Source organism: Myxococcus sp. MxC21-1, from assembly GCF_032612255.1.
Classification (GTDB): domain Bacteria; phylum Myxococcota; class Myxococcia; order Myxococcales; family Myxococcaceae; genus Myxococcus; species Myxococcus virescens.
The window spans coordinates 9,025,470-9,047,077 of record NZ_CP123278.1 but is presented as its reverse complement, the minus strand read 5'-3'; the positions used below and the strand labels follow the sequence as shown (position 1 = coordinate 9,047,077).

Sequence of the window (21,608 nt, the reverse complement as noted above, 5' to 3'; positions counted from 1 at the left end):
GTTCAGCGCCGCTCCAGCTCCGCCAGCACGGGTAGCTTCAGAATCCGCTCGACCTGCCACTTCTCCAGAATGCGCCGGCGGATGATGTCCAGCGCCAGCGCCGCGAAGATGCCCATGCCGATTCCGCCCACCACGCCCGCGGCGACGATGAGCTTCACCTTCGGCTTGGACGGCCGCTCTGGGAAGGTGGGCGGCGACAGCACGCTGAAGCGGTGCTTCATGGACGCGCGGGAAATCTCCAGCTCCGTGCGCGCCTGGTCCAACCGCCGCATCTTCTCCTGGTGCCGCATCACCAGCATGCGCACCCGGTCCGCCGCCACCGACACCTCCGGGTCATCCGACGTGGCCGGCCCGCCGAACGTCGCGCCGCCAATAGCCGCCGTCGCCAGCCCGGACTCCAGCTCACCCGGGTCACCGCCGTTGCGCACGTACTCGTTGATGAGCTCCGTCATCTCCGAGCGCAGCGCAATCAACTGCGGCGAATCCTCCTGGAGCGAGGAGATGCGCTGCTCCAGGTCGGTGATGATGGGGTGCTGCGGCGAATAGATGACGCGCTGCTCGGACAGCTGGTTGCGCAGCTCCGTCAGCCGCCGCGAGCGGAAGTCCTCCACGTCCCCAATGGCCCGGCGCTTCGTCTGAATCATGAAGCGCATCTGCGCCAGCAGGTGGTCGGTGTTGATGCCCAGCGCGGCGTTGGCCGTGGCCGCGGCACCGCCCCGCCGTCCCTTCTTCTCCTCCTCCTTCTTCTGCCGGGCCTCCACGCGCTTCACCGCCGCGTTGAGCTGGCCAATGGCCTGCTGGATGCCCGCGGCCTCGTCCACCACCTGCTTCTCCAGGATGGTGATGGCCTCCTGCACCGCCCCCATCTCCGCCGCCTGGCGCATGTCGAGGAAGTTCTGCTGCGCGGCCTGCACGATGTTGAGCGCCAGCTGCGGGTCGCTCCACTCCACGCCGATGGAGACGGTGCCCGTGCCGCCCTCCACGCCGACAATCATCGCCTGCTCCAGCATGGCGGTGAGCGCGTCGCGCTTGTCCTCGTCCGACATGGGCTTGGGCGGCTTGCGCAGCACCTTCTCCTTCAGCCGGCTCAGCGGCGAGCGCTGCAGCTCCCAGTACTCCACCAGCTTCGCCTGCGCGACGATGGACTTGAGGTTGTCGTGCTTCATCACCATCTCCCACGCGGCGCGCGTGGGCTGGTCCGCGTCCACGGGGATGGAGCGCCCGGGGTTGGCCAGCGAGGAGATGATGAAGTTGCGCTGCGTCAGCATCCGCGTCTCCACGCGGTACTTGCGCGGCATGATTTTGCTGACGCCCACCGCCATGGCGGACACCGCGCCCATCACCACCAGGGCGAGGAACCAGTGCCGCAGCACCGCGTTCTTCAAGAAGAAGACCGCGTCGATGGCGAAGCCCCAGTCGATGAGGTCCGCGGGTGCGTTCGTCTCCGGGCGCTCCGGAGTGAACGCGGGCCGCGGCGGCACCAGCTGGGGGCGCGGCCCGGGAGCCCCGGGCGCGGGGACCGTCACGGCGCCCTCCTGGCCCCAGTGCTCTTGAGGAGCGACTGCACCCGCCGGGTGAACTCCTCCTGGGTGAAGGGCTTGCCCAGGTAGCCGTTGGCGCCGGCCTCCTCGGCGTGCGCCTTGTCCTCCGGCAAGTCCCGGGCGCTCACCACCAGCACCGGCACGTCCGCCATCGTCGCCGAGCGGCGGATGTGCTCGCAGAGGTCATAGCCGGAGATGTCCGGCAGCGTCAGGTCCAGACACACGAGGTCGGGACGCGCGGCCGTCTCCAGGTGCTTGAGCGCGGCGCGGCCACTGGGCAGCTCCACGACCTCCTTGAACCCCATGTCCCGCAGGTAGTCGCCCAGCATCTTCCGGAAGAAGGGGGCGTCCTCCACCAAGAGGACCGTGTGCAGGTCGGACTCCATCCGTCGTCAACCTTTCTGAAACTCGCTCAGCCGAACCCGAGCCGTGGCACCCAGACGAGGACGCCATACGTGTATGCCGCGTTGAAGAGGACGAACCAGAGGATGGCCTTCTTCAGCCCCCGCATCGGATGCGGATCCCTCGCCGCCTTGGCTGGCAGAGCGATGGTGAGGATGAGGACGGACATCAAGATGAGCTTCGCCATGGCGCCAGCCCTCAGAGAATACCAGTTTGCCGCACGGACAGGCCCAACGTCGCAGCCCACGTCAGCCGGGCCGCCGGGAGTTCGGGCGAGCGGCTCCACGTCCCGCGGAGGTCGGTATCCACGGACACCCACCGCGTGAGAATCCAGGAACCAGTGAAGCCTCCGGAAAGGATGCTGTCCCCACGACTTCCGCCGACGGCCGCGGCGCCGCCGCCCATGGCGGACACGCGCACGCGGGGCCCCAGGGCCCAGGTCCCCGTCAGCGTCAGGTCCGCCCGAGGGTAGACGCGCGCCGTGAGCCGGTCCGTGAAGGGGACGAGCCGCAGGTCCGCCCGGCCATTGAAGTCCGCGGTGCGCGAGGGAACCCGGTGGCTCACCCCGACATTCAGGTTGGGGAGCAGCTCCGTCCGGGGCGCGTCCAGCGGGCCGGGCTCGGGCTCGCCTTCGCCGGGGGCACGGGGATGGCGTGCACCACGCTCACGCCCGCTCCGGCCTCCAGGGAGGTGCGCCTGTCCACCCGGTGCCCCCAGGCCTCCCGCAGCGTGACGATGGTGTTGTTCGCCCCGGTGGAGAAGCGCGCGGAGTTGAACGCCACGGAGGTGGTGATGGCGCTCAGGGGGACAGCGCATGGCTGAGGGACACGTCCGCGCGCGGGCCATACTGCATGGGCACCGCTTCGCGGGCGGGCCCGTCCAGGCCGCCGCTGATGGAGAAGCCGCCGGAGCCGGTGAGGTTCCACCGCCGCCCCAGCCAGCCGGTGTCCGCCGTCAGCGTCGTCGCGGAGGAGAGGAAGTAGACGGTGTCCGCCTGGGGCAGGGGCTGCAGGGGCCCGCCGCTTCCGGGCGGAGGCAGCGGTCCGTCAGGGGTGCCCGGTGTGCCGCCGGGCAGGGAGCCCAGGTCCGTGGTGAGGAGGTTGACGCTGCCCAGCACCAGCTCCTCCGACAGGCGCAGGGACAGGCCGCGCTCGGGGCGCCACAGGCCGGCCAGGCGGCCCATGTGCTGGATTTCGGTGCGCGCGCGGGCGGTGACTTCGCGCAGGCTGATGCGCGGGGCGTACTCCACCTGGAGCGCGGTGTTGCCCTCGCGAATCTCCAGGCCCAGGAGCGGGGTGACGTCGGTGTCACCGGCGACACGGGGGCCTCGGGGGCGGGGTCCTCGTTGGAGCGCAGGCGCGAGTCGACGCGCGCGGCCGTGGCGTAGCTGACTGAGGCGGAGGACACCTCCAGCAACGCGACGGTGAGGACCGTCCCCAGCACGGGTTATTCCACCACCACCACGTCACCGGGGCGCAGGCGGAAGGTGGGTGCGCGCCCCTCGGCGTGGATGAGGTCGTCATAGCGGAAGCGGATGCGCTCGGGCGCGGCGCCCTCTTCCTGGCGCATGACGAAGATGCGGTCCTTGTGGGCGTACTCGGTGAAGCCGCCCGCGCCGGCCAGGGCCTGAAGCAGGCTGGCGCCCGGGTCGATTTCCAGCGGACCGATGCGGTTGACCTCACCCATCATGGTCACCTTGATGGGGCGCGCCATCTCCAGCGCGACGGTGACGACGGGGTGGTTGATGTAGTCCTTCAGCCGCGTCTGGATTTGCTGCGACAGCATGGCCGGCGTGTGGCCGGCGGCCTCCACGTCGTCCAGGAAGAGCAGGCTGATGCGGCCGTCCTCGCGCACGCGGGCCTGCGTGGTGAGCGACTCCTGGTTCCACACGCGGATGTTGAGCAGGTCGCCCGCGGCGATGCGGTACGCCGAGTCCACCGGGGGCGGCTTCTCCTGGTAGTCATCCACCCAGGTGTACTTGCCCAGGCCCCGGCAGGCGGGCGCCAGCAGCAGCAGCGCGGCGCAGGCGGCGAACGAGCGCCAGGGGTGGCGCGGGGCGGAAGGCAGCTGGCGGTGCGTGGACGGCATGAGCGGCGGAACTCTCCTCACGGGGTGGGCGCGGCCTCGGGCGCGGGGTTTCCACGGCGGCGGGCGATGCGCACCACCTGGAGCACCTCGCCGGGGCGCACCGCGCCGGTAGCCAGCACCGCGACGATGTACAGCACGGCCTCCACGGTGATGCGCACCCACGGGTTCAGGGAGGCCAGCAGCGTCTGGTCCAGCACGGCGATGGCCGCGCAGATGACGGCCGTCTTGGCCATCATGGACACCAGGCGCGCGTCGAAGGCCGCCTTGCCCATGCGCCCCAGCAGGCTGATGGTGACGCAGATTTCCATGAGCAGCATGGACAGCGCCGTGCCCGCCGCGCCGCCGCCGTTGCCCAGCGCCGAAAGCATCAGCGGAATCAGCAGCAGGTTGAGGAGGGGGATCAGCACCACGCTGCCAATGACGCTGGTGATGGTCACCCACCACTCGCGGTTCGTCATGGTCAGCCACAGGCCGGCGTTCATCGTCACGAAGGCCAGCACGAACAGCGGCGACATCAGCCGCAGCGGCATGGCGGATTCGGAGAACGCGCCGCCCATCAGCCCCACCCACAGCGGAGCACCCAGGACGATGAGCATCATCATGGGCACGGTGACGGCCAGCGTGCCCTCCAGCGAGCGGCGCGTCAGGTTCGTCAGCTCCGCCTCGGAGCGCTCGGCCGCGCGGGACGCCAGCGGCATCAGCACCCAGCCGAACACCGGGTTGAGGAAGAAGGTGAGGCCCGCGATGTTCCACGCCGCGCCGTACCAGCCCACCTCTTCGTGGCTGGAGACCATGCCCAGAATCATCACGTCCAGGCGCCCGTTGGCCGCCAGCGCCGCGCCGGTGATGAAGAAGGGCAGGCTGGCCTTGAGCACCTTCAGCGTGGCCGGCACGTCCACCTTGAAGGTGAGCCCCATGTGCTCGCGGGCCAGGTACCAGCCCACGCCCAGCTTCACCGCCTCGGACGCCACCAGCGGCACCGCCAGCCACGGCAGCGGCAGGCCCGCCACGGCGACGGCCAGCAGGCCTCCGCCCCACACCAGCTTGGTGACGATGTTGGAGACGGACAGCCCCGCCACCTTGCCCTTGGCGTGGAGCAGCGCGGCCACGGAGGCGTTGATGATGATGAGCGATTGGGCCAGCGCGAAGACGTAGACGAGCTGGCGCACCTCGGTCGGCTCATCGAAGTGGGCCATCACCAGCGCCATGGCGCCCATCAGCACCGCGGTGAGGCCCAGCCGCAGCAGCAGCGTGCTGCCGAAGAAGTCGCTGGCGTGCTCGGGCCGGCGCGACACCTCCTTGCGGATGTACATCTCCAGGCCCAGGTGGGTGGCGATGAAGAAGACGGCGGAGAAGCTGTCGGCGTAGTTGAAGCGCCCGAAGCTCTCCGGTCCCAGGTGGGCCGGCAGCAGGAAGCGCACGCCCATGGCGATGGCGTACGTGGCCAGCAGCGAGCCACCGAGTTGGAGCCCGTTGCGCACCGCGCCCATCGCTTCATGCGAGCGCTCGCGCTCGCCCGCGTCCTGCGAAATGGAATGGCTGGGACTGTTCACGGTGGGAGCGTGCGGACCCGGCGCCGGCCAGGACTGCCCGGGTGCATAGAAAACGAGCGGGGGCGGCACGTCAATGCCGCCCCCGCAAAGGTTGGGTTGCCTGAAGGCTTGCTAGCTGGCGCCGCGGCCCGTGAGCACCACCGGCACCGTCTGCAGCAGCAGGCGCAGGTCGCTCGTCAGGCTCCAGTGGTCGATGTACTGCATGTCCAGGTACATCCACTCCTCGAAGGAGATCTGGTTCCGTCCTGACACCTGCCAGATGCAGGTGAGTCCAGGACGCACCGACAGGCGGCGGCGCTGCCACGTCTCGTACTTGGCCACCTCGGTGGGCACCGGCGGGCGCGGCCCGACGATGCTCATCTCCCCGCGCAGCACGTTGATGAACTGGGGCAGCTCATCGATGGAGAACTTGCGGATGAAGCGGCCGATGCCGGTGATGCGCGGGTCGTGCTTCATCTTGAAGACGGGGCCCGTCTGCTCGTTGAGCGCGGCCAGCTTCTCCTTCAGCTCCTCGGCGTTCACCACCATGGAGCGGAACTTCAGCATGTAGAAGGGCTTGCCGTTCTGCCCCACGCGCAGCTGCTTGAAGAAGATGGGGCCCTTGGAGGTGAACTTCACCGCCAGCGCCACCATGCCCAACAGCGGCAGCAGCGCCCACAGCGCCGCCGCGGACACGCAGATGTCGAACAGGCGCTTCATCGCCATCTGGTGCGGCTTGGGGCTCACCGCCGCGAAGTGCAGGAAGCCGTCCGCCACCGCGCGGCGCTCCACCGGGCGGGCGCGGTCCAGGCGGAAGCTGTGCGCGGGCAGCGCGAAGGGCACGCCGAAGCGCTCGGCCAGCTTGATGGCCGCCTGCATGGACTCGCCCTGCTTCAGCGTGTTGCCGGCGATGTACACCTCATCCACCGCGGTGTTGCGGAGGATGTGCTCCAGGTCGTCCACCGAACCCATGACCGGGCCGGGCAGCTCTCCCACGGAGCCGTTGTCGTCGTGGAAGCGCACGTAGCCCAGAATCTGCCGGCGGCCCCGGTTGGCCAGGTCCTCACCGGTGTAGCGGCCCATGGCGCCCGTGCCCACGATGAGCACCGCGTCCATGGGGCGCTCCTGCGAGGCCACCGGGCGGAAGACGAACAGGCGCAGGAGCAGCGTCACCGGCCAGAAGATGAACAGCAGCGGGCCCACCACCGGCGACGTCACCACCTCCGGCATCGCCACGCTGCCCAGCGTCAGCACCGTCACCACCGCCAGCGTCGTCACCGACACCAGCGCCACGTGGTCCAGCTTGCTGCGCTCGGCGAAGCGCGAGTCGTACAGGCACAGCGCGGTGCCCGTCACGATCCACACCACCCACGCCGCGAGCACCAGCCCAGACACCTTCCAACCGGACTCCGCCGACAGCTGGCCGCTCAGCCACACCGAGCCCACCAGCACCGACGACAGCAGCACGAGGTCCACCGTGAGGTTCAGCTTCGCCGCGAACCCTGGGGCCAGCTTGGGCGGCCCCTGCACCTCTTCAATTGCTTGTCCCTGAGCGTTGGCCGACCCAGGAGCACCGACCACCGCCGCACTTGCCGTTGCGCCGCTCATCGTGTCCACCCCCCTCTGCTCACTTTCGTGCAGTTGAAGCAGAGGTCGCCGTTGAGGCTAGAAATGTTCAAGTCGGAAGGAAACCTGTTTTGCCTGATATCGCGGCGAGGTGCAACCCCTGCCGCGTCACTAAGACGTGACCGCATGTGAAATCTTGCGACCGCCCTACCCAGGTTCGAGTTCACCGAGCGTCACCAACACATCGTGATTCACCGCGGCTGCCCGCGTTTCCTTCGTCACGGTTTCTTTGCATTTACGGTGCCGCTCTGACGCGAAGGCACGGATGATGCCAGTCGCCGGGTGGTCCCTGGAAGGGCTCCAGGAGTTTCAAGGGGTTACACCTGCGACAGGCGTTCGAGCCCGGTGTAGACGTTGAAGCGCTCGTTCCGGACGAAAGCGGCCAGCGTCATGCCAGAACGCAGGGCCAGGTCCACTGCGAGGGAGCTGGCGGCGGAGACGCCCGCGACGATGGGAATGCGGGCCATGGCGGCTTTCTGGATGATCTCAAAGCTGACGCGTCCACTGACGGCGAGCACCGCGGGCTGACGCGTCAGCGGGAGGCGGGGGGCCCGAGGGCCCCGCACGGTGCCGGCCAGCACCAGCGTCCCGACCACCTTGTCCACGGCGTTGTGGCGGCCCACGTCCTCATGGGCGGCCAGGAGGTGGCCGTCGGCGTCGAGCACGGCGGCGGCGTGGACGCCTCCGGTGCGGGCGAAGTTGCGCTGCACGTCGCGCAGGCGCTCGGTGGCGCGGGCCACGGCGTCGGGGTGGAGCACCGGGCCGGGCGGCAGGGCCGGGCACACGGCGAGCAGGTCATCCACGCTGCGCCGGCCACACACGCCGCAGGCGGAGGTGGTGAGGGTGCCCCGGCGGGCGGTGCTCACGCGCTCCACGTCGAGGAAGGCGCCGGGGGCGGGGGTGACTTCGATGACGTTGCCGAAGCCCTCCTCGCCTGGCCGTCCGCAGTGTGCCAGCCCGCCCAGGTCGTCCACGCTCTGGAGGATGCCCTCGGCGAAGAGGAAGCCGGTGGCCAGCTCGCGGTCATGTCCTGGCGTGCGCATGGTGGTGGCCACCGAGTCTCCGCTGACGCGAATCTCCAGAGGCTCCTCCACCGCGATGTCGTCCTCCTGGGCCGGGAGCAACGTGGCGCCGTTCCACCGCTGGACGAAGCGGCGCGTGACGCCGCGGGCGTCCACGGGGGCAGGGGCGCGGGGCGGCTCGGGCGCAGGTGGGCCAGGATGAGGTCCGCCACGGCGCGCACGTCGTCGGGGTGCAGCACGCGCAGGCCGGGTGGGAAGTCCGTGGGGAGTGCGGGCTCGGAGGAGAGCACCGCGAGGACCTCCGGGCGCGAGGGCGCCAGCGGCGGGCCCAGACCCTCCCGCCATACCTCCAGCTTGGGGAGGGGGCCGTCCTTCCAGCCTTCGACGAGCACCAGGTCCACGGCGCCCGCGGAGCGCTCGAGCAGCGATGGAAGCGCGTCGGAGAGCGCGGTGGCCGTCGTGAGCTGGACGCCCGTGGGCGTAGCGAAGCCGGTGAGCACGGCGCTCGCGTCCTGGTAGCGGGCGGTGTCGCTGCCGGGCCGGTGCAGCGGATGGGCGTCGGAGGAGTGCTTCACCACGGCCACGCGCAGGCCTCGCGCGGCGAGCTCGGGAACGAGCCGGGTGAGCAGCGTCGTCTTGCCGGCGCCGGACCAGCCCACCACGCTGAGCGCGGGCACGCGGCTCATGCCAGTGCGCCCACGGGGGTGAAGGTGGGCCGGTCGAAGAGCTCGACGTCGACGAGGTCGTCTTCGGCGAAGTCCGCGCGGCCGGGTGGGAGGAGGGCCCAGCCCTCGCCGTGGACGTTCTGGAGGATCTGCCCGGCGCCCTGGGGGCGGAGCACGGCGCGCGGCGCGAGGCCGTCCCGGGCTTCCAGGGTGGTGGTGATGAGGTAGGTGAGGCCCGCCTGCTTGCGGCGTGCTTCGGAGAGGTGGGCGCGGACGCGGCGGCGCGTCTCCAACACACCTTGGTGCTTGAGAAGGAGCGGGCGCGCGAGCTGGTCGAACGCCACGGTGGCCGCGCCGGGATTGCCGGGCAGCACGACGACGGAGGTGTCACCCAGCCGGGCCACGGCCACGGGCTTGCCGGGCTTGAGCGCGACGCCGTCCACGAAGAAGCGGGCGCCGAGCGCGGCGAGCACGCGTTTCACCGGTCCTTGTCACCCACGGAGGCGCCTCCGGTGGTGATGAGGACATCCACCTGCGGGGCCAGTCGGGCGAGCGCATCGCGCAGGGCGCTCTCGTCATCGCGGGCGCGGGCAAGTTGGCGGACATCCGCGCCGGCCTCGCGGGCGAGCGCGGCCACGAGGACGAGGTTGCTCTCGTACACCTGGTGGGGCAGGGCCGGCGTGCCAGGGGGACGAGCTCATCACCGGTGGCGAGCACGGCGATGCGCGGCGCGGGGCGCACCCAGACGTCCGTGGTGCCCATGGACGCGAGCACGCCGAGCACGGCGGCGCCCACGCGCTGGCCCGCGTCGAAGAGGGGGTGCCGGTGAGGACTTCCTCTCCGGTGCGGCGGATGTCGTTGCCGGGCGGCACGGTGATGAAGACGTCCACGCAGGCGCCGTCCTCGGCGGCGCGTGCGGCCTCCTGGCGGACGATGGCGTCGGCGCCGGGGGCAGGGGCGCGCCGGTGAAGACGCGCGCGGCTTCTCCGGGCCGGAGGGGCGTGGAGGGGAGGGTGCCGGCGAAGACCGTGCTGGTGACGCGCAGGCGCGCGGGCCGGTCGCGGGATGCGCCCTGGGTCTCCTCGGCGTGCACGGCCCAGCCGTCCATGGCGGAGTTGTCACAGCCGGGCAGCGAGCGGGAGGCCGTGACGGGGGCGGCGAGGAACCGGCCCTGGGCATCGAGGAGCGGCACGCGCTCGGGCGCCGCCGGGGCGATGGCGTCGAGCGCGGCTTGCCGGGCGGAGTCGAGGGGCGTGAGGGGCATGGAAGCGCCGCAGCCTATGTCGTGGAGCGCCCGCTGTGTCCACGGGGGCAAGGGCCACTTCGTCTGGGGGCGTGCGTGGGCGGACAGATAAAGTGGCCGCGGCAGGCGCGCGAACGGGGCACGAGCATGGAGCGGATCCGCACGGAGTTCCCGGAGGTGACGCTGGCCATCCTCGCGGGAGGGCAGGGCCGGCGCCTGTCTGGCGTGCCCAAGGGGCTGTTGGAAGTGGAGGGGCGCACGGTGCTGGAGCGGCTCCTGGCGCTGGCCCCGTGCTTCGAGGACGTCTTGCTGGTGGCGAACGTGCCCGGGCCCTATGCGCGCTTCGGGTTGCGCACGGTGGCGGACGTGGTGCCAGACAAGGGAGCGCCTGGCGGTGTCCATGCGGCGCTGGTGGCCGCGCGCACACCCTGGGTGGTGGCGGTGGCGTGCGACATGCCGTTCATCACGACGGAGGTCCTGCGGGTGTTGCTGGGCGCGCGGGATGACGGCGTGGACGCGGTGTGCTTCGAGGCGCGGGGCAGGCTGGAGCCGTTGCTCGCGGCGTACCGGTCGGCGCTGGCACCAGCGTGGGGGACGACACTGGCGACGGATCCGTCGATGCGGGAGTTGGTGTCCGGAGTGCGCACGCGGCTGTTGTCCGAGGCCGTGCTGCGCGCGGTGGATCCGTCACTCCGGTCCCTGGCGAACGTGAACACCCCCGAGGACCTGGCGCGCTACGGTGTGGTGCTGCCGTCGTGGCGGGGGTGAAGGGCGCGTGTCTCCCCGAGGAAGGCACTCAAGAAAGGGATTGAGAACGCCCAGGGGTATACTGACAGGCTGTGCGACCCTTCCTGTGCGTGTGGCTTCTGGTGCTTGCCTTGTTCTGGAGCGGTTGCGCCACCGCCTCGAGTGCACCTCTCCAAAGCGGAGGGGCTGACGCGGAGAAGGAGTGTCGCTCACCCGACGAAGACAGGTGCGTCGCACTCCTGTGCCAGGGGGGCGCATGTGGCTTCTACCTCTGTGAGGACATGCCCGGTGCGGTGTCGCTGGCGCGCTTTCCTCCTGCGCGTCCGCCTGCTGCGGCCGCCGCGCCCGGCAGAGGGCCTCGGAGGCATTGGGGAGGTGGGCACCATCTTCCTCGTGGGGCCGTCATGGTCTTCCCCAACTGGACTGGCGCGCCCGAGCGGATCATCCCTCCGTCACGCCAGCTCACGCCCGGGCGCTGGGAAAAGCATCACATCTTTCCCCAGGCAGAAGACCTCTCGATGTGGTTCGGAGTTCGAGGCGTCAAGATCCACGACTACACCATGCCGATTCCGCGTGACGTCCATCGGCGCATTCACGGTGGAGACGGACGCGGTGGCGCGTGGAACCAGGCCTGGCGCGACTTCAAGGCGGCAAAGCCGGGCGCCAGTCCCACGGACATCTACAGGTTCGCGGGGGAACTCATACATCGCTTCCAACTCATGGGCGGTCCGATTCAGCCCTACTATTCGCGCCCGGGAGTGTGAGGACGGATGAGCCGTTTCTTCTGGATGCATGAGGACAAGGCAGCGGCGGCAAAGTACGGAGGGGAGATCAACGCCTGGCACAAGCTGTCGCTCCCCGGCGTGAGCTGCGGCACTTGCGGCGAGACATGGGCCCATACGGGACACGAGTATCCGTGCGTCGACCTGGCTCAACTGCCGGAGCGCAACGAGTTCGCGCGTCCCAGGCCCGAGCCCTTCCCTGAATTCGCGCGTCTCCGTGAGTTGGTCCGGCCTCTGGTTCCTCCAGGTGCCGAACTGCCGCCCGGTACGGGCTTCGGTCCCTTGGTCGGACGTGCCACGGGCGTATTCGGTCCCATTGCCTGGGTATGGGGGCAGAAGCTGCTCGTGCAGCGCGACGCCCTGTCGCGGCTGCATTCCGAGGGCGTACAAGGACTCCAGGCCTGCCCGACGCAGCTGCGCTTCCGGCAGAAAGACCCGCCAGAACTGCTGGAGCTACAGATTGCGCCCCACGGCAGGCTGCATCCGGACTGCATCCCGCCCGATGAGCCGCCACCGTGCGTGACCTGTGGCCGCTTCGGCCTGACGCGGCCGGATGCGCCCATTCTCGACGCGGCCTCCCTCCCCACGGACCTGGACCTGTTCCGGGTCGGGAACTTCTCCACGATGATTGTCGGCACGGAGCGCTTCATGGAGGCAGTGCGCCGGCTGGACCTGGATGGCATCACCTTCCAAGAGCTGCCCGCGCGCTGACGGCCGGTTCGCCAAGACTGGAGCCTGAGCAGGCAACCAGGCAGCCCCCCTGCGTCACCATGACTCATGGACCACGGCGTCCGGGAATGGGAAACAGGCGGGGGAGAACCTCATGTTGAAGACCCCTCTTGGACGTTTCCGTGCCGTGGCCCTCGCGGAGGGCCTGTCCGTCATCGCGCTCTTCTTCATCGCCATGCCCTTGAAGTACGCGGCGGGCATGCCGCAGGCCGTGAAGTTCACCGGCTGGGTCCACGGCCTGCTCTTCGTGCTCTACCTCTTCGCGCTCATGGAGGCGGCCATCACCTACCGCTGGTCCTTCGTGCGCGTGGTGGGCGGCGTCTTCGCGTCGCTGCTCCCCTTCGGCACCTTCGTCTTCGAAGCGCGCCTGCGCCGTGAAGCGGCCGAGCCGGCCGTCGAGCCCGCGCCCTGAGCCACGTCGCGCACCGGACGTGACAGGTGGGGCGCTCCGCTCCGAGGCCGCCCGGAGTTCGCGCGGGCGGCCAAGCTGTGCCAGCATCCCGCGCGTTCTCCGACGGGAGGTCAGCATGGAGCGCGGCAAGTGGGACACGCCAGAGGATGTGGAGCGCGAGCTGAGCTCGCGGCTCGCGCTCGTGGAAGCGTCCGAGGGCATTCGCGGCATGCACTTCGCGGCCGTCCTCGACACCGTGCGCTTCCTCGGCGGTGAGCAGGCGGTGGCTCCCATCCAGCAGGGCGGTGACTACCCCGCCGACCTGGACACCACCGAGCTCTACCCCGTCCCGCCGTTCATGCGCGTGTTCTTCTCCGCGGCCCGGCTGTTGGCATCGCAGCTCGGCGGTGTCGAGGAGGCCATGCGGCAGCTCGGCGTCCAGGGCACGCTGGCCTTCATCAACTCCATGTTCGGCGCCGAGGTCCGGCAGCAGGTGGGCGGCGAGCCCAAGCGCCTCGTGGAGATGCTCCCCGAGGCCTACCGCATGGCCATCAACTTCGGAGAGCTGCAGGTGGCGTGGACGGGCCCGCGCTCGGGCCGCATCCACATGCGCCGCATCTTCACCCCCGTGGCCTACAACGAGGGCATGCTCGAAGGCGCGCTGCTGGCCGTGGGCGCCCAGGACATCCAGGTGCGCGGCGGACAGACGTCCCTGCTGGACAGCGAGTACACGCTGTCCTGGGACTCGTGACCTGCTGCGTGTCGCGGATGCGGCAGGCCGCGGTGCGTGCCGCGGTTTCTCGCCTCGCGAGAATGGGCCGCTGCCAGTGCTGGCCCGTACACATCTGCTGGACGAATCGTGGTGAGCCCTCTGTCACGCGGCTGATCCGCGCATGACATCGACGCGACTGTTCACAACCATGACGAAATAAATGATGTTCCTCCGCGCCCATTGGCTAGAAGTGGGCGCCGAGCGCCCGGACATGTGCGCCGGGCCTACGCAACGGAGGGACGTCTCATGAAGGCAAACAACTGGAAGAACCTGGCCGCAGTGGCGGGCGTCATGGTGTCGGTGAGCGCCGGCGCTCAGGAGTCGTCGGGGAGCTTCGGTTCGGAGGGGCAGTTCGTCATCAGCACGGATGCCTCCGCGAGCCTGGGTTACTCCACGCAGGGCAGCGGCATCGGCTACATCTTCCTGGAGCCCGGCGCGGACTACTTCCTCAAGAAGAACCTGTCCGTCGGTAGCGGCCTCCAGGTCCGCGCGCTCTTCGGCAGCGGTGACACGATTGCCGCCTTCGGCCTGAACGCGCGCGTCGGTTACAACATCTCGCTCTCCGACCGCATCTCCGTGTGGCCCAAGGGCCAGGTGTCGCTGTACATCGGCGACGACATCCTGCCCTTCGCGAACTCGGCGCTCCCCGCCGACGTGACCGTCATCCTGGAAGGCTACGCGCCCTTCCTCTTCCACGTGACGCCGCACTTCTTCGTGGGCGGTGGCCCGCGCCTGGCCTTCGGCCTGGGCAATGACGTGGAGGTGAACTTCAGCGTCGCCTCCACCATCGGCGGCTACTTCTAGTCTCCGCCCCGCCGCGTCCCTCGATGACGTGGACGTGCGTGGGGTGCATCAGGGGCCTCGGACGAGGTGGGACGCTGCGCCCACCGCGTGCCGGGGCCCGCTTCATTTCCAGCCAAGGGCCCGGGCCGCCGTCGCCGTCAGTGGCTCCGCTGCTGAACGGGGCCGCCCTCTCGCGACAGGTTGAGCGCGGTGCCCACCAGCGCGAGGTGGCTGAAGGCCTGCGGGAAGTTGCCCACCATCTTGTGGGCCACCGGGTCGAATTCCTCGGACAGCAGGCCCACGTCGTTGCACAGGCCCAGCAGGCGCTCGAACAGCGCGCGCGCCTCGTCCTTGCGGCCCATCAGCGCCAGCGCGTCCGCCAGCCAGAAGCTGCACGCCAGGAAGACGCCTTCGCCCGGAGGAGGCCGTCCCGCGTCTCGTGCGTGTGGTAGCGGCGCACCAGCCCGTCGTGGCACAGCTCGCGGCGGACGGCCTCCACGGTGCCGCGCACGCGGACGTCGTCGGGTGGGAGGAAGCCCACCATGGGAATCAACAGCAGGCTGGCGTCCAGGGCCTGGCTGCCAAAGGCCTGGGTGAAGGTGTTGCGGCGCGTGTCGTAGCCCCGCGCGCAGATGTCCGCGTGCATCTGCGCCCGCAGCGCCTTCCAGTGCTCCACCTGTGCGCCGCGCATGCCGCGCAGGTCCGCCGTCTTCACCATCCGGTCCATGGCCACCCAGGCCATGACCTTGGAGTGGGTGAACTGCTGTCGCCCGCCGCGCACCTCCCAGATGCCCTCGTCGGGCTGGTCCCAGTGGCGCTCCACGAAGCGCAGCAGGTGCACGCTCACGTCCCAGGCCTCGGCGTCCGAGCAGACGCCGTGACGGAGCGCGTGGTAGAGGCAGTCGGCAATCTCGCCGAAGACGTCCAACTGGAACTGGCCCACGGCGGCGTTGCCGATGCGCACCGGGCGCGAGCTCGCGAAGCCCGGCAGCCACGGCAGCTCCAACTCGGTGACGCGGCGCTCTCCGGCCACGCCGTAGAGGATTTGGAGCTCGTCTGGCTCTCCAGCCACCGCGCGCAGCAGCCAGTCCCGCCAGGCCTGGGCTTCCTGGGTGTAGCCGGCGTCCAGCAGGGTCAGCAGCGTCAGCGTGGCATCCCGCAGCCAGCAGTAGCGGTAGTCCCAGTTGCGCACGCCGCCCATCCGCTCCGGCAGGGACGTGGTGGGCGCGGCGACCACGCCGCCGGTGGGGGAGTAGGTGAGCGCCTTGAGGGTGATGAGCGAGCGCAGCACCTGCGCGCGCCAGGGGCTCTCATGGATGCAGCGGAGCGCCCAGTCGCGCCACCACCGCTCCGTGTCCGCGCGCGTGAGGAAGGGGCCGGCGGCTGCCGGGGCGGAGGCAGGTGCGAGGGATGCCAGGACAGGACGAAGGCCGGCGCTGCCCTTCCGGCAAGGCGAAGTCCGCGAGCACATGGCTGTGCTCCAAACGCAGCGGCAGCTCCGTGGACAGGTAGAGCGCGTCCGGGCCGGCCTTGGTGCTGACGCCTCCTGGAATCAGGCGGGCCCAGGGCGTGCGGTCGCCGTAGCCGAAGCAGGGGGCGAACTCCAGGTGGAGCGGCACCTGTCCGGTGCGGGCATCCACGATGCGAATCAACTGCGGCGTGTCCTCGCGCAGCGGCATGAAGTCGCACAGGCGCACGGTGCCGGCGTCGGTGTGGAACTCCGTCTCCAGGACCAGCGTGTCGCGCACGTAGCGGCGGTGGACGCGCCGCACGGGCACGGTGGGGGCGATGCGCCAGAAGCCATGCCGCGGCTCACCCAGCAGCGCCGCGAAGCACGCGTCCGAGTCGAAGCGTGGCCAGCACAGCCAGTCGATGGTGCCGTCATTCGCCACCAGCGCGGCGCTGTGCGTGTCTCCAATGAGGGCATGGGCTTCGATGGGCAGCGCCATGCGGGAAAGCTAGGGACGCCTCCCGCGGCGTGTCCCTCCAGGAGCACCCGGAGCGGCGGGCCGTCCACGGGCCCCGCGGATGGCGGAGGAGGGGCAGCCGCCCGCTCGCGACGCATCGGCGCCATGCGACAAGACATGGGGCATGAACAGGGAATGCCGCGGCGCGCGAACCGCCCCCGGTATGGGGTTGCCCGGACATGACTGTCCATGCGGGCCGGCCGTTCTCGATTGGCGTTGGTCCTCCGCGCGGGGTTCCCGAGGGCGTGCGCGGTCTGGTGTTTCATCCGCATGTTTCACCCGCATGCGGGCCTCGCGGCGGCCCCGCACGCCCGGCGGGGAGGCGCGTACTGCTTCCTACCCACGTACCAGGTTGCGCAGAAGGAAGGCCAGATTGGCGGGGCGCTCGGCCAGCCGGCGCATGAAGTACGGGTACCAGTGCCGTCCGTACGGCACGTAGATGCGTACCGGGTGACCCTCCCTCACGAGTCGCTCCTGCAAGTCCCTGCGGATGCCGTACAGCATCTGGAACTCGAAGGCGCCGCGCGGCAGTCCGCGCTTCGCCGCGTGGTCCAGTGCCGCTTCAATCATCCGTTCATCGTGCGTGGCGATGCCGTGATACATGCCGCTGTCCAGCAGCACCCGCATGGTGCGAACGAAGCTGGCATCCACATCCCGCTTGTCTGGGAAGGCCACGTCGGGCTTCTCCAGATAGGCACCCTTGCAGAGACGGATGCGGATGCGCTGTGCGCACAGCGCCTTCGCGTCCTGCTCCGTGCGCCGCAAGGCGCTTTGCAACACGGCGCCGACATGGGGCTCGCCGAACTCCGCGCGCAGCTGTCGCACGATGTCCAGCGTCACCTGCGTCACCGAGCTGTCCTCCATGTCGATGCGCACGAAGGAGTCGCGGGCTGCGGCCTCGGCCACCACCGTGCGCGCGTTCTCCAGGGCCAGGGCTTCATCGAACAGCAGCCCACACTGGGTGAGCTTCAGCGACACGTTGGCCCGCACGCCCACCACGTCGATGCGGGCCAGCAGCCGCTGGTACTGGCGCACCTCCTCCCGCGTCTCCTCGGGCGTCTGGACGGCCTCGTTGAGGTGGTCGAACGACGCCATGAGCCCGCGCGCGGACAGCGCCTTCACGGCGTCCACGGCCTCCTCCAGCGTCTCTCCGGCGATGAAGCGCGAGGCCAGCCGCCGGAAGGGGCGCAGGCGCATGGCGGCGCTCTCCAGTCCAGGGCGGCGGGCCAGGAACAGCAGGGCGGAGCGGGGCAGGTGGGTGGCGTCGGTGGTCATGGTGTGGGTGGCGGCTCAGTCCAGGTGCTGCCGGAGGAAGTCCCCGGCCAGCGTGTTGAAGGCATCGGGGTGGCTCATGTAGGGCAGGTGGCTGGCGCTCCGGATGAGCGCCAGCCGGGCTCCGGGGATGTGCCGGGCCACGTCGCGGGCGGCGCGGGGCGGCACCAGCAAGTCCTGGCCGCCCTGGATGACGAGCGTGGGCACCTGGAGCTCATGGAGCCGGGGCATCAGGTCCGTGGCCAGGATGTCCCGCAGCCGGCGCAGCAGCTCCACCGGGGACAAGCGCCGGGCCTCGCGCACGATTTCGGCCCGGCCCTCCGGCGGCAACCGCTGGCCTCCCAGCACCCGGGCCACGGTGGGCGCCAGCAGGTACGCCAGGGGCCGGGGGCGCGCACCAGGGTGGACAGCGTCAGGGCCAGCCGGCGGATGCGGTGCACGCTGGCCACCGGTGACACCAGCACCAGCGCCTTCACCCGCTCCGGATGGGCCAGGGCATAGGCCATGGCCAGCAGGCTGCCGTAGGACGACCCCAGCAGGGCGAAGCGCCCCGGCAGCAGGGCCTCCGCGTGGTCCAGCACCGCCGGTTCCACAAGAGCGGGGTGTGGGTGGCGGGGGTGCGCAGGGGCGGCGTCCAGAGCAGCAGCCTCAGCGCGCCCGCCAGTGGCTCCATGGGCGCGAAGGAACGGCCACTGGCCCCCAGCCCCGGAAGACACACCACGGTGCGTGACGCGTCCGTGTTGCCCTCTGGAAAGGTGAACAGGCGTACCGGTGTGCCTCGCACGGGACGGCGTTCATAAGACAGGTGGGCATAGCCCTGCTGGATGTCGTCCACCTCCGGGACGAGCGGCGGGCCGTGGGGATGTCCCCCCGGGCGGGATGACAGGGCTTCACGCATGGGAATGCCTCGTCAGGAGCCCCCGCACGCTGGCGGCCACGGTGTCCCGGAAGGCCCGGAGGCGGGATTCACTGGCATCCGGAGGTGGCGGGGCGTGAGGCGTCCCCAGGTGGAAGGTGAGCCGCACGGGCCAGGGCAGGGGCCCCATGCCCATCACCAACGGCATCCGGTATTTGTCATCGTTCGTCAGGCGCACGCGCAGGCGTTCCTCGCCCGGGGGCCACCGGAAGGTGTCATCCACCCCCTGGCCGGCGAAGGGCACCACCGGCACGCCAGCGCGGGCCGCCAGCCGCGCGAAGCCCAGCGACTGCTCCCAGCGCAGCCGGTAGCGCCCGTGGCTGTGCTTGAAGGTCTCCCACGCGCCCCCCGGATAGCAGACGACCAGTGAGCCCGCCCGAAGCGCCGTCATGGCGTTCTCCCGCGTCCCCTCCACGCCGCCCAGCCATGGCAACACCGTGCGGATCAACGGGATGCGGAAGAATCCCCGTTCCGTCAGGCCCAATGGATAGCGGCCGGTGCCCTGGTGGATCAGATGAAAGAAGGCAGGTGTCTCGTAACCCCAGACGCCGTGGTTCCCCACCAGCAGCACCGGGCCTTTCAATGGCAGGTGCTCGCAGCCCAGCAGCCGCGCCCGGTGGTACAGGGCCGACAGCGCCGCGCCCTGCTCGGCGAGGCGGAATACGGCCCGGCGCAGGCTGGCGAGCGGGGCATCCATGATGGAAAAACATGGGGATGCGTGCCGGCCCCAGCAGGCGGCGCCCTCCTCCTGGCCGCCGGGCAGCCGGGCGCCCTTGAGGCGGCGGTGGCCCCGACAGTGGGGGTTCGTAGGAGTTTGAGTAATGCCAGCTCGCAGGCATGCTCAGGTTGTCTGCTTCCAGGTGCATGCCGAACGTTCCGGCATGGGCAGCCCGTTCGACATCCTCATCGACCAGCATCGGGAACTGGAAGAGCGTCTCGAGCGTCTGGCATCGGGTGGGGAACCCGATGAGCTGAGGGGATTGACGGCGGAGCTGCTGGCATTGCTGAGGCTTCACTCACGACTGGAGGAGCGTTGCCTCTACCCGGTGATGGCAGGGGTGGAGGGCCGCGAGTCTTGTCGTGAGCAGACGGAAGACCATCTCACGATGCGTGAGCTGATGGCTGAGCTGGAAGAGCTGCCCTCGGGCCATTCCGAGTGGCAGGCGCGTCTGTTGACACTGGAAGACCTGGCGGTGGCTCATTTCCAAGAAGAGGAGAATGCACGACTGCCCCAGCTCATGACTGCCCTGGATTCCCTGTCGTTGGACGACCTGCGGCGTGATTTATCGGCCACTTGGGACGAGCTGCTGTCACGCCCCCAGGTGGCCCAGGTGGCGGGGGAGGCCCCCCTGCTGGAGTCCCTGCACTGGGACGGCTAGGCCACGGCTGCCACCGGGAAACAGGTGAGACCTGCGACAACGGGGCGAATGGTCCGTTGCTCAGTCACAACTTTTATCTCTTCCTTTAGACAAAACCATTTTTGGAAGGTAAGGGTATGGGCAGCATCACAAGCATCGAGCATCAGCCCCCCCTAGTACTGCATTACTCTTGTCGTTCCCCAGGTGAGGATTCAACGAATGTCCGTGGATAAAGCGTTTCGCGACATGATCCGCAATGAAATCGAGGTCCAGCTCAAGCCGCTGCGTGACGTGGTCGCGCGGCTGGAGGAGGGCACGGCGGACTTGGACGCGCTCCGCAACGTGGCCGAGCGCCTGGCCCCGCTGGCCGAGGTCGTCGGGCCCCTGTTCGGCGCCCAGATTCCCGCGGCCGCCAAGGCCGGCCGTCGTGGCCCGGGTCGCCCTCCCGCGGCGCGCAGCTCCGTGACGGCGGCCCCCGCGGCCGTGGGTGGCAAGCGTCGTGGCCGCAAGCCGGCGGCGGCGGGTGCTGACGGCTCGCGCGCGTGCGCCATCATCGGCTGCGGCAAGCCCAGCCGCACCAAGGGCTACTGCGCGGCCCACTACCAGAAGCTCCGCATGCTGGAGAAGACCAACCGCCGCCCGAGCGACTGGAAGGACTACGCCGACCCGGACAGCGTGGACGACATCAAGCTGCCGCGTGGACGCGCCGCGTCCAAGGCGTTGGCGGCTGCCGCTCAGGCTGGGCACGCAGGCTAGCCAGCGGCACGCTGCCCCGGCCCGGGCAGAGAGTGACCGCGCCCCCGTCGTTCCGCTCTGTTGCTGGGAGAGGAATCGGGGTCCGCCCATGCGGGAGAGACTTGCCCGTGGGGGCTTGCACGAGCATGAATGCCCGGGCCCATGAACAAACGCGATTTGGAGCCTGGAATCATCACCGACCTGGCCGGAAGGACCACGTACGGTGATTATCTGCAGCTCGACCGGCTCTTGTCGGCCCAGGTGACGCGCTCGCAGCCGCCTCACCACGACGAGCTATTGTTCATCATCCAGCATCAGACGAGCGAGCTGTGGATGAAGCTGCTCATCCACGAGCTGGGCGCCTGCATCCGTTACGTGCAGGCGGACCGGCTGGAGCCGTCGTTCAAGATTTTCGCGCGCGTGGCGCACATCCAACGGATGCTCTTCGAACAGTGGAGCGTGTTGGAGACGCTCACGCCGAACGAGTACCTGGAGTTCCGCGACACGCTGGGCAGCTCCTCTGGCTTCCAGAGCTTCCAGTACCGTGCGGTGGAGTTCCTGCTGGGCAACAAGGACGCGCAGGCGTTGATGCCCTTCCGCCACGTCCCCGCCATCCACGGCGAACTGGAGCGGCTGTTCGAATCCCCCAGCCTGTATGACGAGTTCCTGCGCCACCTGTCGCGCATGGGACATCCGGTGCCGCAGAGCCACGTGCAGCGTGACTGGCGCAAGCCCTACGAGAAGAGTCCGGAGGTGGTGGAGGTGTTCCGGCGCATCTACCAGGACGCCGAGGCGCACTGGGATGCGTATGAGATGTGCGAGAAGCTGGTGGACACCGAGGAGCGTTTCCAGCTCTGGCGCTACCGCCACATGATGACGGTGATGCGCATCATCGGCTTCAAGCAGGGCACGGGCGGCTCCTCGGGCGTGGGCTTCCTGCGCAAGGCGTTGGACCTGCGCTTCTTCCCGGAGCTGTGGGACGTGCGCACGGAGCTGACGCCGCCGCCTCCGCGCCACCGGCCCTGAACGTTCGCTCG

General features: G+C 69.7%; 24 protein-coding genes and 4 pseudogenes. 9 read left to right on the top strand and 19 right to left on the bottom strand.

Features of this window, described 5'->3' with window-relative positions:
• Positions 1–2: 2 nt before the first annotated feature.
• The 12 genes and pseudogenes from epsV to glp all read right to left on the bottom strand — a co-directional run bounded on the left by epsV (position 3) and on the right by glp (position 10,140).
• Positions 3–1,526: a PCP family exopolysaccharide biosynthesis protein EpsV gene (gene epsV, locus QEG98_RS40890; protein WP_316565210.1), complete on the bottom strand. Its 1,524-nt coding sequence runs from the start codon at positions 1,524–1,526 to the stop codon at positions 3–5.
• Positions 1,523–1,927, bottom strand: coding sequence for an exopolysaccharide biosynthesis response regulator EpsW (gene epsW / locus QEG98_RS40885; protein ID WP_090491206.1), 405 nt, complete (start codon positions 1,925–1,927; stop codon positions 1,523–1,525). Before epsW ends, epsV begins: the two co-directional genes overlap by 4 nt.
• A 26-nt stretch (positions 1,928–1,953) precedes the next feature.
• On the bottom strand, positions 1,954–2,130 hold the full coding sequence (locus QEG98_RS40880; RefSeq protein ID WP_011557330.1) for a hypothetical protein: 177 nt from the start codon (positions 2,128–2,130) through the stop codon (positions 1,954–1,956).
• 11 nt (positions 2,131–2,141) lie between these two features.
• Positions 2,142–2,507 carry a hypothetical protein gene (locus QEG98_RS40875; RefSeq protein ID WP_316565209.1) on the bottom strand — a complete coding sequence of 122 codons (366 nt, stop codon included), beginning with the start codon at positions 2,505–2,507 and terminating at the stop codon, positions 2,142–2,144.
• Between the two features lie 8 nt (positions 2,508–2,515).
• Positions 2,516–2,725 (bottom strand): hypothetical protein, encoded by a 210-nt coding sequence (locus tag QEG98_RS40870; protein ID WP_316565208.1) that lies wholly within the window; start codon positions 2,723–2,725, stop codon positions 2,516–2,518.
• 17 nt (positions 2,726–2,742) lie between these two features.
• Entirely contained in the window at positions 2,743–3,192 is a 450-nt protein-coding gene (locus QEG98_RS40865; protein WP_316565207.1) for a hypothetical protein, read from the bottom strand.
• Positions 3,193–3,389: 197 nt separating this feature from the next.
• Entirely contained in the window at positions 3,390–4,031 is a 642-nt protein-coding gene (epsY, locus tag QEG98_RS40860) for an exopolysaccharide export protein EpsY (RefSeq protein WP_316565206.1), read from the bottom strand.
• 17 nt (positions 4,032–4,048) lie between these two features.
• Positions 4,049–5,584, bottom strand: a complete 1,536-nt coding sequence (gene wzx, locus QEG98_RS40855) for an exopolysaccharide biosynthesis flippase (RefSeq protein ID WP_316565205.1) — start codon at positions 5,582–5,584, stop codon at positions 4,049–4,051.
• 111 nt (positions 5,585–5,695) lie between these two features.
• Positions 5,696–7,180, bottom strand: a complete 1,485-nt coding sequence (epsZ, locus tag QEG98_RS40850; protein ID WP_316565204.1) for an exopolysaccharide biosynthesis polyisoprenyl-phosphate hexose-1-phosphate transferase EpsZ — start codon at positions 7,178–7,180, stop codon at positions 5,696–5,698.
• 326 nt (positions 7,181–7,506) lie between these two features.
• Positions 7,507–8,367 (bottom strand): formate dehydrogenase accessory sulfurtransferase FdhD, encoded by an 861-nt coding sequence (fdhD, locus tag QEG98_RS40845; protein WP_316565203.1) that lies wholly within the window; start codon positions 8,365–8,367, stop codon positions 7,507–7,509.
• 98 nt (positions 8,368–8,465) lie between these two features.
• Positions 8,466–8,897 (bottom strand): annotated as a pseudogene (gene mobB / locus QEG98_RS40840) (molybdopterin-guanine dinucleotide biosynthesis protein B); the annotation flags it as partial.
• Positions 8,894–10,140 (bottom strand): annotated as a pseudogene (gene glp / locus QEG98_RS40835) (gephyrin-like molybdotransferase Glp). The pseudogenes glp and mobB, both read right to left, overlap by 4 nt.
• A 126-nt stretch (positions 10,141–10,266) precedes the next feature.
• Here glp and QEG98_RS40830 point away from each other — a divergent pair.
• From QEG98_RS40830 to QEG98_RS40805, 6 genes are all read left to right on the top strand, one after another.
• Positions 10,267–10,887, top strand: a complete 621-nt coding sequence (locus QEG98_RS40830; protein ID WP_316565202.1) for a molybdenum cofactor guanylyltransferase — start codon at positions 10,267–10,269, stop codon at positions 10,885–10,887.
• Between the two features lie 71 nt (positions 10,888–10,958).
• The gene (locus QEG98_RS40825) at positions 10,959–11,630 is read left to right on the top strand and encodes a TIGR02269 family lipoprotein (protein WP_316565201.1); all 672 of its coding nucleotides are present in this window, start codon (positions 10,959–10,961) and stop codon (positions 11,628–11,630) included.
• 6 nt (positions 11,631–11,636) lie between these two features.
• Entirely contained in the window at positions 11,637–12,359 is a 723-nt protein-coding gene (locus QEG98_RS40820; protein ID WP_316565200.1) for a double-CXXCG motif protein, read from the top strand.
• A gap of 112 nt (positions 12,360–12,471) precedes the next feature.
• Positions 12,472–12,789 carry a DUF3817 domain-containing protein gene (locus tag QEG98_RS40815; RefSeq protein WP_140870138.1) on the top strand — a complete coding sequence of 106 codons (318 nt, stop codon included), beginning with the start codon at positions 12,472–12,474 and terminating at the stop codon, positions 12,787–12,789.
• Positions 12,790–12,904: 115 nt separating this feature from the next.
• Positions 12,905–13,519: a DUF2378 family protein gene (locus QEG98_RS40810; RefSeq protein ID WP_316565199.1), complete on the top strand. Its 615-nt coding sequence runs from the start codon at positions 12,905–12,907 to the stop codon at positions 13,517–13,519.
• Between the two features lie 267 nt (positions 13,520–13,786).
• The gene (locus QEG98_RS40805) at positions 13,787–14,344 is read left to right on the top strand and encodes a hypothetical protein (RefSeq protein WP_316565198.1); all 558 of its coding nucleotides are present in this window, start codon (positions 13,787–13,789) and stop codon (positions 14,342–14,344) included.
• A 137-nt stretch (positions 14,345–14,481) separates the two neighbouring features.
• Here QEG98_RS40805 and QEG98_RS40800 read toward each other — a convergent pair whose 3' ends face one another.
• From QEG98_RS40800 to QEG98_RS40765, 7 genes and pseudogenes are all read right to left on the bottom strand, one after another.
• Entirely contained in the window at positions 14,482–14,685 is a 204-nt protein-coding gene (locus tag QEG98_RS40800; protein WP_316565197.1) for a glycoside hydrolase family 15 protein, read from the bottom strand.
• Positions 14,685–15,614, bottom strand: coding sequence for a glycoside hydrolase family 15 protein (locus tag QEG98_RS40795; protein ID WP_316565196.1), 930 nt, complete (start codon positions 15,612–15,614; stop codon positions 14,685–14,687). Before QEG98_RS40795 ends, QEG98_RS40800 begins: the two co-directional genes overlap by 1 nt.
• Positions 15,615–15,633: 19 nt before the next feature.
• Positions 15,634–16,272: a trehalase-like domain-containing protein gene (locus QEG98_RS40790; protein ID WP_316565195.1), complete on the bottom strand. Its 639-nt coding sequence runs from the start codon at positions 16,270–16,272 to the stop codon at positions 15,634–15,636.
• A 354-nt stretch (positions 16,273–16,626) separates the two neighbouring features.
• Positions 16,627–17,565, bottom strand: a complete 939-nt coding sequence (locus QEG98_RS40785) for a proline dehydrogenase family protein (protein ID WP_316565194.1) — start codon at positions 17,563–17,565, stop codon at positions 16,627–16,629.
• Between the two features lie 15 nt (positions 17,566–17,580).
• Positions 17,581–17,958 (bottom strand): annotated as a pseudogene (locus QEG98_RS40780) (alpha/beta fold hydrolase); the annotation flags it as partial.
• A 62-nt stretch (positions 17,959–18,020) separates the two neighbouring features.
• Positions 18,021–18,068: pseudogene (locus QEG98_RS42620) on the bottom strand (hypothetical protein); the annotation flags it as partial.
• A 384-nt stretch (positions 18,069–18,452) separates the two neighbouring features.
• Positions 18,453–19,175, bottom strand: a complete 723-nt coding sequence (locus QEG98_RS40765; protein ID WP_090491219.1) for a lysophospholipid acyltransferase family protein — start codon at positions 19,173–19,175, stop codon at positions 18,453–18,455.
• Between the two features lie 124 nt (positions 19,176–19,299).
• Between QEG98_RS40765 and QEG98_RS40760 the strand changes: the two genes are divergently transcribed.
• The 3 genes from QEG98_RS40760 to QEG98_RS40750 all read left to right on the top strand — a co-directional run bounded on the left by QEG98_RS40760 (position 19,300) and on the right by QEG98_RS40750 (position 21,597).
• The gene (locus tag QEG98_RS40760; RefSeq protein WP_316565192.1) at positions 19,300–19,857 is read left to right on the top strand and encodes a hemerythrin domain-containing protein; all 558 of its coding nucleotides are present in this window, start codon (positions 19,300–19,302) and stop codon (positions 19,855–19,857) included.
• 198 nt (positions 19,858–20,055) lie between these two features.
• Positions 20,056–20,592 carry a cell wall protein gene (locus QEG98_RS40755; RefSeq protein ID WP_090491221.1) on the top strand — a complete coding sequence of 179 codons (537 nt, stop codon included), beginning with the start codon at positions 20,056–20,058 and terminating at the stop codon, positions 20,590–20,592.
• A gap of 129 nt (positions 20,593–20,721) precedes the next feature.
• The gene (locus QEG98_RS40750; protein ID WP_011557312.1) at positions 20,722–21,597 is read left to right on the top strand and encodes a tryptophan 2,3-dioxygenase; all 876 of its coding nucleotides are present in this window, start codon (positions 20,722–20,724) and stop codon (positions 21,595–21,597) included.
• Positions 21,598–21,608: the final 11 nt, after the last annotated feature.